The 12,274-nt window shown below is 43.6% G+C and carries 6 protein-coding genes; all 6 read left to right on the forward strand.

Annotation, left to right across the window (positions count from 1 at the left end):
- Nucleotide 1 precedes the first annotated feature (1 nt).
- The 6 genes from DWY55_RS12890 to DWY55_RS12915 all read left to right on the forward strand — a co-directional run bounded on the left by DWY55_RS12890 (nt 2) and on the right by DWY55_RS12915 (nt 12,249).
- Nucleotides 2-1,723 (forward strand): RagB/SusD family nutrient uptake outer membrane protein, encoded by a 1,722-nt coding sequence (locus tag DWY55_RS12890; RefSeq protein WP_005825019.1) that lies wholly within the window; start codon nt 2-4, stop codon nt 1,721-1,723.
- A gap of 16 nt (nt 1,724-1,739) precedes the next feature.
- Nucleotides 1,740-3,041, forward strand: a complete 1,302-nt coding sequence (locus tag DWY55_RS12895; protein ID WP_005834814.1) for a glycan-binding surface protein — start codon at nt 1,740-1,742, stop codon at nt 3,039-3,041.
- A gap of 21 nt (nt 3,042-3,062) precedes the next feature.
- Nucleotides 3,063-5,048, forward strand: a complete 1,986-nt coding sequence (locus DWY55_RS12900) for a hypothetical protein (protein WP_120178099.1) — start codon at nt 3,063-3,065, stop codon at nt 5,046-5,048.
- Between the two features lie 67 nt (nt 5,049-5,115).
- A complete protein-coding gene (locus DWY55_RS12905) occupies nt 5,116-6,813 on the forward strand; it encodes a glycosyl hydrolase (protein ID WP_120178100.1) in 1,698 nt (565 codons plus the stop codon).
- Between the two features lie 405 nt (nt 6,814-7,218).
- A complete protein-coding gene (locus DWY55_RS12910; RefSeq protein WP_120178101.1) occupies nt 7,219-10,467 on the forward strand; it encodes a SusC/RagA family TonB-linked outer membrane protein in 3,249 nt (1,082 codons plus the stop codon).
- Nucleotides 10,468-10,479: 12 nt separating this feature from the next.
- A complete protein-coding gene (locus tag DWY55_RS12915; protein ID WP_005825008.1) occupies nt 10,480-12,249 on the forward strand; it encodes a RagB/SusD family nutrient uptake outer membrane protein in 1,770 nt (589 codons plus the stop codon).
- Nucleotides 12,250-12,274 lie beyond the last annotated feature (25 nt).

Here is a 12,274-nt window from a genome sequence, read left to right on the forward strand (position 1 = left end):
CATGAAAATCAGATATATTAAATATTGGGCGTTTGCAGCTGTACTCGGTATGGGAACAGTTTCATGCGAGGATTTCCTGAACCGTCCTACCGAAGACAATTATAACGAATCGAACTTCTATCAGAATGACGAACAATGTGTGCAGGGGGTTAATTATCTTTATAACTCACCTTGGTATGACTTTCAGCGCGGTTTTATTAAAGTCGGTGAAATCTTGTCCGGAAACGTATACGAGGGAAACAGCCCTTACTTGAATTTTACGGTGAATGGTACGGATGAAAACCTTGTGAACATGTCCTATTCTCTATGGGCAGTGATTGGCCATGCCAATACTGTATATACTCGTTTGAAGACGGCAAATGCGTCAGAAGCAGTGAAAAATCAGTGTATGGGCGAGTGTCTGGCATGGAAAGCCATGGCTTACTTCTATTTGGTACGTAGTTTTGGCGCAGTACCCATTATCCATGATAATACGGACGAATTGAATTCCGGTAATTATAACTCCAAATTCAAAGTGGAGGCAGCAGATGTGTACGAATATATCATTATGACTCTGGAGAAAGCTATGGAGTTGCTTCCGGCCAGAGGTGAAACGGGACGTATTGACCGCTATTGTGCCGAAGGTCTTTTGGCTAAGGTGTATCTAACTAAGAGTGGCCTTTCCGGTACCCGCAATGCGGATGATTTGGCGAAAGCGGCAGAATATTCCAAGGATGTAATTAATAATTCCGGCCGTAACTTGCTGGCTAACTATTCCGATGTTTTCCGTTTGGCAAACAACAAGAATGAAGAGTGTCTCTTCTCCTGGCACTGGTCGGCAGGACGTGACCCCTGGACACAGCAGAATACGTTGCAGTCGGACTTGGCAATGGTGGGATTCGATGAATTTGGTGATTGCTGGGGCGGCTATGCAGGTCCGTCGGTTGATTTGCAGGATGCATTTGGAATTTCCGCTTTGGAAAGTCCTGAGACGCGTTCGGATACGGATACCCGTCGTAAGGCTACTATGATGATGGCAGGTGATGTATACGATTATTTCTGGCAGGACAAGGGCGGATTTGATTATCTGCGGTTTATTTATGATGCCGAATATGGTAAGGGAGGACCTAATGGCGATTACCAGTCTCCTACCGGTGCCAATCACGTGAAGCATCTCTATGGTAACAATAATGACCATGTATTGGGCCTGGGCGTATCGGCTGGTAATATGTACAGCGGCCTGGCAACCCATATCCTGCGCCTGTCCGATATCTATCTGGTATATGCCGAGGCGAAAATGGGACTGGCTACCTCTACTACAGACCAGAGTGCACTGGATGCTTTCAATGCAGTACGTGGCCGTGCCATTCCGGGAGTTACTCCGAAAACCTCCATTACTTGGGAGGACGTCTGGAAGGAACGCCGGCTGGAACTGGCTTGCGAAGGCGACCGTTGGTATGATTATGTACGTTTGGCATATTATGATTCCCAGCGTGCTATCAATGAGCTGAAGGCACAGCGCCGTGATGTTTATTATAGTCTGGGTACTACTTATAAGGCTTATTATGAAAACGGCAGTTGGACGGTGAATCCGGATGAGACCCGTTACAATCCGGATGCAAAGGCGCCGAATGTGACAGTTTCCAGCTTTACATTGCCGTTTCCGACAGAAGACGTGGTGTTCAATCCTAATTTGATGAAAGACCCGGTACACGTAGATGTACGTTCTGAATTCAGTTATTAATTTAATGCTTGAAAAGATGAAAAATAATAGATATACGAATTGGTTCTTCGCGGCAGCTGTTGTTGTAGCAGGCTTTTCCATGGCGGCTTGTGAGGATGAACCGGATAAATATGAAGTGGCAGGGGGAAAGCCTACCTTGAAATATGTTCGTGTCCCTGATCCGGCAGCGGCAGACTCTTTGCTGACGGGGGCTTATATGGCGAATACGATTTGTCTGGTCGGTGAGAATCTGCGGAGTGTTTACGAGCTCTATTTCAATGACCAGAAGGCGATACTTAATACCAGTTACATCACTGACCATACACTTATGGTAGATGTTCCGAAAGAGATTCCTTCGGTAGTGACCGATAAGATTTATATGGTGACCAAAGCAAAGGATACCATAGATTATGATTTCAAGGTGTTGGTTCCGGCTCCTACCGTGAACTCCATTTCTTGTGAGTTTGCAAAGCCGGGTAGTGAGGTGACACTGATTGGTGACTATTTCATTGATGACCCGAATGTGCCGCTGACCATTACGATGGCCGGTAATGTGGAAGTGACTAATATTACGAACATAACCAAGACTGCGGTCAGCTTTATTCTTCCGGACAATGCTCCTGCAGGCTATATCAACGTGAAGTCCATTTATGGTACCGGACGTTCCAAGTTCCGCTATTATGATACACGTAACATTCTCTTTGACTGGGACGGTTCTCATGGCGGTATGGCTATTGCCCACGGTTGGCGTGATGGTAGCAAGGTGTTGAGAGAAGCCGATGAAAACAGTATTGACGGTGCTTATATCTGTCTCACCGGAGCACTTGACGGTGCTATCGGAGCTACTTGGGCAGAAGATGAGTTCTCGTTCAACTATTGGCCGGAACCGTCTGCCGGTTATCCCGAACTTTCTGCACGTCCTGAGTTTGCAGAACTGCTCGAGGAGTATGGCGTCAATGGCTTGCAACTGAAATTCGAGGTGAATATTCCTTCTTCCAATCCGTGGCAGTCTTGCGCTCTACAAGTGATGTTTACGGGTAATGATGTGGTGACTTATGCGACGGGAACTAATGCTTATTTTAGTGATACGAATGTGCCGCGCGGTTTGTGGTTGCCTTGGAAGAATACGGGTTCGTATGATACGGGTGGTAAATGGACAACCGTTTCCATGAATCTGTCCGAGTTCAACAAGACGCATGAAGGTAATAAGTGTGATAGAACTTTTGACAAGACTATGCTGACCGGATTGACATTCTTTGTCTGGGCAGGTGGTGTGGAAGGTAAGGATTGCAATCCGGTGATTATGATTGACAACATCCGTGTGGTACCTATTGAATAACCTTTTAAATAGAATACTGATATGAATAAAACATATAAATTTCCGGCACTGTGGATGATGTGCCTGATGCTCTTCAGTTGCTTGACGTTTACGGCCTGCGACAATGGGGATGATGAAGATACCAACCAATATAAAGGGGGAATCAGTCTGAATGTATTCGGACCGAGTCCCGTATCCCGCGGCGGTGTACTCCGTTTCCTAGGCAGTGGCATGGATAAAGTGACTGCGGTCGCTATTTCCGGTTGCGACGATATAACAGACATCGAAGTAGTCAGTGATACGGAAATCCGTGTCACTGTACCTCAGACAGCCCAGCCGGGGTTGGTTGTCTTGAAGACTCCGAAAGGGGATATTACAACAAAAACCGAGTTGACATTTACGGAGCCGATTGCTTTGGAGGCTTTTGCACCGGCAGAAGTAAAGCCTGGTAGTGAATTGACCATTACTGGTGAATATTTGAATTTGATTAAAGAAGTGATATTTGCTGACGAGGTAACAGTGCCTGCTGATGAGTTTGTCAGTCAAAGCCGTCAGGAGATTAAAGTTATTGTTCCTGATTCTGCTCAGACCGGTAAGTTCATCTTGTCTGATGGAGCTGAAATCCCCAATTGGATTTATTCTGAAGGGGAACTGGAGGTTACTTTGCCATCGGTAGAGGCTCCACTCGACCTGGTAGATAAGAAGCCGGGGGATGTCATTCGAGTTTCTGGTGAAAACTTTGATTTGGTGAAGAAAGTGCAGATGCCGAATGGGGATGAAGTTGAATTTACGATGACTGCCTCTTCCGAAGGAGATGAACTTACTTTTACATTGCCGGATAATGTCTCGGACGGAGAAGTTATGGTACTTCCTGCTTCGGATGTAAAAGTTGTGGTTGCTACTGTTGTAGTAGCTACGCCTTCGAACGTAGTGGCTGTTCCTGCTGTAAACTTGCGTGGTGGAGATATGATTACCTTGAAAGGTACCAATATGGATTTGGTGACTGATGTAACGTTCCCTGGTGTAGAAGAAGCAGTAAGATTGGAATCACAAAACTCGACTGAAATAAAGGTCTTGATGCCGGCTGCGGCTATTAGTGGTGATTTGCAATTGAATACAAATAGTGGAAAAGCAACTGCCGTATCTATTGCAACGGCAAAGCCGGAAAACATTTCTTATAGTGCGGCGACGGTCCCGGCAGGAGAGGCTTTGACTGTCAAAGGAGTAAATATGGATGTAGTTTCGGCTGTTGTATTCAGTGGTAATGTGGAGGTTACCGTATCCGATGCCACCGCTACTGCCATTTCCTTGACTGTACCCACAACTGCTGAAACCGGGGCCTTACTCTTGAAGATGGCCAATGGTGAATCTGTGGAAGCACCGTCTTTGACAATAGAGAAACCGGTATGTGCCTATTTGCCGGCATTGCCTGACAAATTGGTTCGGGGACGAATTGTGGAACTTGAGATTGTTAATGCTGATAAGCTGACAAATGTATTGCTGAATGAGGCTGCTGTTCAGTATATCAATGATGCAGCTAAAGGGGTATTGATGTTGAATGTACCGGCTGAGCTGGATGGAACTTATAGCCTAAAACTGATTTCTTCAAATGGTGAAATTGCTTATGATGTTCTTGTGGTTGCTAATGAAGAAACAGTTTGGGCTGGTCCGCTCGATATTAGTTGGGGTGATGGAGGACGTGTGTTGGTACCGGCTGTATCTTTTGCCAAGGTAACGGCAGGCACTGTCATGAAAGTCTATTTCGATCAGAAAGACCAGACTTGGGCACAGGCTCAGTTTAACTATGGCGATTGGAGTGGCATAGCTTTCTCTTTGTTTGATACGACTATGGTACCGACAGACATTTACGGCTGGAGTTTCGAGAGCCGTGTGATGGAGTTGACGTTGACTCAGGAGATACTTGATAATATTCAAGCTAAACAAGGAGATTGTGAAGACCAGATAAATGTAGGTATCATTATTCAGGGCAGTGATTTGACGTTTACAAAAATAACGATTGTAAATTGATGAATTGTGGCTTGAAGAATGTGACTATGGATGCCCTGATTAAGAATGAAATAAAATCATAATTAAGATGAAGAAACTGAATATAAAATGGATGCTTTCGTTGATAGCAGCTTTTACTTTTGCCTCCTGCGATACTGATGTCGATCATGATATCCCAGCAGTGGATGCACCGGTATTGGTGTCTACTACTCCTGAAAGTGGAGCAGCCAAAGTGAAAACGGGAGAAATCACTATTGAGGTGAAATATGACAAGAATATATTCTTTGCAACAGACAATCTGAGCGAAATCAAGTTTACCGGTGGTGAACTGATAAGTGCCGATGTACTTGGCGCAAGCAATATACTGACTGTAAAAGTGAATGTTCCCGGGAGAGAGACGGCTTGTTCTCTCTCTATCCCCGAGGGAATAGTAACCGGACCGAACCAGATGCCTGCTCCGGCTGTATCGGTTCAGTTCTCTACTGTTGCTTTGGACAAGACGCTGGTTGCTGCCACTTCGGCCAAAGCTGTGAAACTGTACAATTATCTACTGGATAATTTTGAGACGAAGACACTTTCAGCTATGATGGCCAATGTTGCCTGGAATACGGAAATGTCCGAAAAGGTGTATGGATGGACCGGAAAATATCCGGCTATCAACTGTTTCGACTATGTTCATCTGCCGGCATCTGTAGCTGGAGCAGACTGGATTAATTACGGTGACATTACTCCTGTTAAGGATTGGTCTGACAAAGGTGGCATCGTAGCTGCCATGTGGCATTGGAATGTACCCAAGAAAGCTGTAGGCGAAGCTTCTTCTACCCAAATATGGGAAGGAGAGACAGTAATGCCGGGTGATTGGAGTGGAAATGTACAGATGACGGATGATGCTGCAAAAGTTGTCTTTGCTGATGCACAAGTGGGTCAGGTGATACGCGTGGCTGTGAAGGATGTGGCAGCGGGTGCACAAGGTTCGTTCAAAAACAGTGGTTGGAGCGAGATTGCTTCAGGAACTGATTATTTTGACATATCCGGGGACTATACATTGGTGATTACCGAAGATGTTTTGAAATCCCTGCAAGAAGGTGGTCTCATCATTGGTGGACATGATTATACAGCAGTTGCTGTTTATCTTGAAAATAACGGTACAGCTCTCGACCCGAATAAGGATTATGCCTTTTATAAGGCAGATACGGAGTTTGATGCTACCAATGCCACAGTGGAAGGCACTTGGGAAAACAAGGTGTTTACCGAAGATTTGAAAAATGCTGCCGCTTACTTGAAGCTATTGAGAGATGCGGATATTCCGGTATTGTGGCGTCCATTCCACGAGGCAGCCGGTGGCTGGTTCTGGTGGGGTAAGGATGCTGCCAGCTTTAAATCTCTGTGGATTGCTATGTTCAATTACTTCAAGACTGAAGGATTGGATAATCTTATCTGGGTTTGGACTACCGAGGGCAATGATGCCGATTGGTATCCGGGAGATCAATATGTAGACATCGTGGGACGTGATGTTTATAATAAGGAAACTGCAGATTGTGTTTCAGAATATACTTCCATTGCCGAAAATTATGGAAACAAGATTGTTTCGCTGAGTGAATGTGGTACGGTCGGACTTATTTCCGAACAATGGGCATCTGGTGCACGTTGGAGTTGGTTCATGCCGTGGTATGACGGGACAAATGAGGATGGTAGCCCGGTAGTCCATGCTGATGAAGCATGGTGGAAGGATGCTATGAGCCAGGAATTTGTTGTTTCCCGTGAAGAGCTTCCTTCTATGGAATAGCAATTTTTAATAATAAAATAGAAAGGGTTGTCTCTGGTTAGTATCGGGGCAACCCTTTCTGTCTTTTATAGCTTTTAGTTGTTGGTTATAGAATTCATGCTTTATACTTTTTAGGAAAAATAGTAATGGATGTTAAATGAGTGTCGTTATTTGATAAAATAGTATTATAAGGTTTGCTGCTAAAAGTCTACTTTTGTCAAGCCTAATTAAAATTTGATAATAATCATATAATGTTTAACCGCTAATGAAATGAAAAATGCCTATGAGAAAGGAGTGATATGTATACCAACCACTTTATAGAATAAGGTATATCTAATTTTTCCTCAAAAAGAGAAGTTTAACCTTATATTAAACGGTAGATGCCGCCAGGCAATACCAATTCATTAATCTAAGAAAAATACAAGTATGAATTTAAATTTCAGAGGAACCGCGCTGCTCGTGGGTATCTGTTCGGCTGTCAGCCTGACTTATACTCCGCAACTTTTCGCCGCATCGGTCGATGCAATAGATGCTGTGCAGCAAGCAAAAAAAATCACAGGTACTGTAACAGATGCAATGGGACCGGTCATCGGTGCCAATGTATTGGAGAAAGGAACCACAAATGGTGTCATTACCGACATTGACGGTAATTTCACATTGAATGTTCAGCCGGGAGCAACGATTGTTGTGTCTTTTATCGGTTATCAGCCGCAAGAAATAGTGGTAGGTAACCAGACTAGTTTCAAGATTCAGCTAAAGGAAGATACGGAATTGTTGGATGAAGTAGTCGTAGTGGGTTACGGTGTACAGAAGAAGAAACTGGTGACAGGTGCTACGGTTGAGGTAAAAGGCGAAGACATCGCAAAATTAAATACTACGCAGGCATTGGGCGCTTTACAAAGCCAGTCTCCGGGTGTAAATATTCAGGCCGTTTCCGGTCAGCCGGGTGATGGGTTTAAAATTAATATTCGTGGTGCTGGTACTAACGGAAATACAGCTCCAGTTTACGTTATTGATGGTGTAGCCGGTGGCGATATTAACGCCTTGAATCCTGCCGATATTGAACGTATTGACGTGTTGAAAGATGCTGCATCTTGTGCAATTTACGGTTCGAGCGGTGCCAACGGTGTTATCCTTATTACTACGAAGCAGGGTAAGGTAGGAAAGGTTTCTGTATCTTATGATGGAAACATAGGTTGGGCAAATATATATAAGATGCCTGATATGTTGAATGCCAAAGAATATATGGCGGTAATGGATCAAGTGGCCTATAATAATGGAGGCCAACCGTATGATTGGTCAAAATTCGTAGATGCTGATTTGCTGACTGCTTATCAGAATGGTACCAATCCTGGTACAGATTGGGTAAAAGAATTCCGGAATAAAAATGCTGTGGTTACTAATCATGCGTTGAATGTAACAGGTGGTTCTGAATTCTCCAAATTTTCGACAGGTATAGGCTATCAGTATCAGGATGGTGCATTCGGTGGTCCGGTGAAGACTGACTATCGTCGTTTTACTTTCCGCATTAATTCTGAGCATGTGATATATCGTAAGGGAGATGTGGATGTGATAAAGTTTGGTGAGAATATATATTATCAGCACAAACAGAATCAAGGTGTGCAGTTAGGTAATCAATATTCGAATGACCTTTCTAATGCTTTGCGTGCTATTCCTCTGATTCCTGTATATAATGAAAATGGTGATTTCTTCATGTATGATGATTTGAAGAATTTTGGAACGAGTGCTAATGGTATACTTGATTATACTGCATATGCTTCTAATCCGATGGCTCACATGGTATATAATCAGGCTGGGAATAATAAGAATAAGAATTTTAATCTGAACACAGCGGCATATCTGGAAGTACAACCACTTAAGAATCTTATTTATAAAGGTCAGGTTAGTTACAAACAATGGTCAAGTTCATGGCGTTCATATCTTCCCGTTTACCAAATTAATAATCAGGGAGATAGCCGTGATAAAGACCAAACGATAAATAACGTGTCTTTGGGTTGGAACTGGAGTTTGACTAATACGTTGAGTTATCGGTTTGATATTACAGACTTACATCATTTTGATGTTTTGGCTGGTACAGAGTATTCTAAATCAAGACCAACTTATGGCGAATCAGTAGAGGCAACCGGTTATAATAGTGCTTTTGGTGACTTTACACATGCTTATTTGCATAATACAGAACGTAAAGCTACTGCTACAGTAAATGGTTATCCCTCGGATTATGGTTCTAAGATGTCTTATTTTGGACGTTTGAATTATGACTTTAAGGAAACTTATATGTTTTCTGCTATCATTCGTGCCGATGGCTCGTCTAAGTTTGCGAAAGGCAATCAATGGGGATATTTCCCATCATTCTCTGCTGGTTGGGTTATTTCAAACGAGGCTTTTATGAAGAATACTGCTTCTTGGCTTGGTTTCTTGAAAGTCCGTGCTGGTTGGGGACAGAATGGTAATGACAATATCCCTAATTCAAATTGGCGTGCCGGTTACGAGTTTGGCGATTATGGTCTTTATACATTTGGCTCGGATAAGAATGGAGGTACAACCGGAGCTTACCCGAATCGTTTGGCTAACCCCGATTTGACATGGGAAACTTCAGAACAGACCAATATCGGTATTGATGCCCGTTTCTTGGATAACCGTCTGAGTTTTACCATGGACTGGTATAGCAAGCAGACGAAAGACTTGTTAGTGGAAGTGGGTACCAATGCGGCTTCCGGTTTCGCTACTCAATATCAAAATGCTGGTACGGTAAAGAATACTGGCCTTGAACTTTCAATGGGCTGGAGAGATCAGATTGGTAAGGAGTTCAAGTATGGGGTGAATGTCAATATGGCCTATAATAAGAATGAAGTAACGGAGGTTAATAACGCCAATCATTTTATTGAAGGCGGTAATGATTTGTTGGCTCAAAGTACGGGTCGGTTTGTCCGTATGGAAGAAGGACATCCTATTGGCTATTTTTATGGTTATAAGACGGATGGTGTCATTCAGAACCAGAATGACTTGCAGGCATATCTTGACCAGAATTGTAAAGGAAATGCGGCAAACTCTAAGCAAGGTGCAAGTATTAAACCGGGTGATTTGAAGTTTGTGGATGTTGATGGAAATGGGGTGATTAATGATGACGATAAGACTGATTTGGGTAATCCTCATCCTGACGTGACAATGGGTCTTACGTTAAGTGCGGAATATAAAGGATTTGATTTCTCTGTAACAACCTATGGCGCTTTTGGTGCACAGGTAGCTCGCTCTTGGCGAAAGTTCTCAGATGGACAGTATGAAAACTATACGACAGAAGTTTACGATTACTGGCATGGCGAAGGAACCTCAAACAGATATCCGCTGCTTGCGCCGGGAAATAGTGGACAGAATTTCCAGGCCATTTCAGATATTTATATTGATGATGCCGACTATGTTCGCATTCAAAATCTGACTATAGGATACGATTTCAAGAGAATTTGGAAGAACTGTCCGTTCCAGCAACTTCGTGTGTATGCTGCTGCACAGAATCTATTTACTTTTACCGGTTATAAAGGGATGGATCCGGAGAATGGTAGAGCCCTCAATGACAAAGAACCGTGGGTAACCGGTGTTGATGTAGGTAACTATCCTCAACCTCGTACTTATATGGTAGGTGTTAATGTTAAATTCTAAAATTGATACACGATGAAAAAAATAGCATATTTAATAGGTGCAGCTTTGATGATAGCAGGAATGTTTGCTTCTTGTAGCTTGGACTCGATGAGTCTGACGGAAAAAGATACGACCAATTTTCCTAAAACGGCTGAAGATGCCAATCAGGCTTTAGCTGCCATATATCAGAACCTGAATAATGTCAATGCTTTTCCACAGCAGTCTTTCTTGTATAATTCTCTGCTGGCTTGCGATGATATGTTGGGTGGTGGTGGTCCCAATGATAAGTTGATGCAATCTTTGGACCTTATTTGTAATACGGGTACAAATGCTACGCAGGACTACTGGGTGGCTCGCTATCAAGGAATCAACCGTGCCAATACGTTGTTGGAGGCTCTTGCTGGTATTGAAATGGATCCGGAAGTAAGAGCGCAGGCTGAGGGCGAAGCCAAGTTCCTTCGTGCTTTTTATTACTACGAGTTGGCTTCCATGTATGGGCGCGTACCTTTGGTGATTACTGCTTTGTTGCCCGAAGATACTACTCCTCCGACTGCCGCTGTTATCTGGGGGCAGATTCTGCAGGATCTTCGCGATGCGGCTGCAAATATGCCGGCTGTTCGCAAGTCGGATGGGCATGTTGATAAATATACGGCTGAAGCTATGTTAGGACGTGCTTGGTTGTATTATACTGGTATGTATGGCAATGGTGAAACTCTGAACGATTTGGTTAGTACGAACTATAGTCCGTTGACTTCAGTTGATTTGCCTGATGGGACAACTTTGACCAAGCAGGATGTGGTTGGGTATATTGATGATTGTGTGAATAATTCTGGTTATAGTCTTGTTCCTGAGTTTCGTAATTTGTGGGCATATACCAATAAATGTACGGTAGAAGATTTTCCGTTTACTGCCGGTCAGGGATTGAAGTGGGTAGAAGATGATGCAGCGGTAAATCCCGAATCCATGTTTGCCATTAAATATAATAAACTTGCATCTTGGAGCACTACTATCGGTTATGGTAACGGTTATGCTCTGCATTTTGGTGTACGTGGCAATGATCAGGCCAATTCTTTCCCCTTCGGACAAGGATGGGGTGCCGGTCCTGTAGCTCCCAATTTTTATAATGATTGGAGTGTGGCAGAACAAGATGATGCCCGTCGTCCGGCCTCCGTATTCAAGACGGAGGATATGCCGAGTTATAATAAAGGTGGTGGTGACGGCTTTATCCAAGAAACGGATTATTATCAGATGAAAATAGGTTCTATCATGGCTTATAGTACGGATGCGGCTGGAAATAAAACGATTGAGCCGGTATTTGAGAAGATAATGTATGGTGCCGACGGCTGGATTAATGATAATCTGATGCAAACCGGTTCTATTCATGATTTGGTTTTGATTCGTTTTGCGGATGTATTGTTGATGCAGTCTGAATTGAAGGAAGATGTTTCCGGTATAAACAGAGTGCGTAGTCGTGCCGGACTTGAACCTATTGGTACATATTCGTTGGCTGCATTGCAGAATGAACGCCGTTGGGAATTATGTTTTGAAGGTACTCGCTGGAACGATATTCGCCGTTGGCATATTGCTGCCGATGCCCTTGAAAGACAGACGGGAGCAAAGGTTTATACAAATGGGGCTGAAAGCCGTAATGTGGCGCAGAACGGTGGTTATGCCGCACGTTATAAGGCTACGGCAGGTTTCCAGAAGATTCCCGAAAACCAAGTCCTCCTGAATGAAGGAAAGGTAGAACAAAATGAGGGTTATACGGATGCAAGTGCTGAGTATAATGGTTGGCAAGAATAGAATATGAATTTAAAATGAAAAAAGA

The organism is Bacteroides sp. AF25-38AC, assembly GCF_003602995.1.
Classification (GTDB): Bacteria; Bacteroidota; Bacteroidia; order Bacteroidales; family Bacteroidaceae; genus Bacteroides; species Bacteroides uniformis.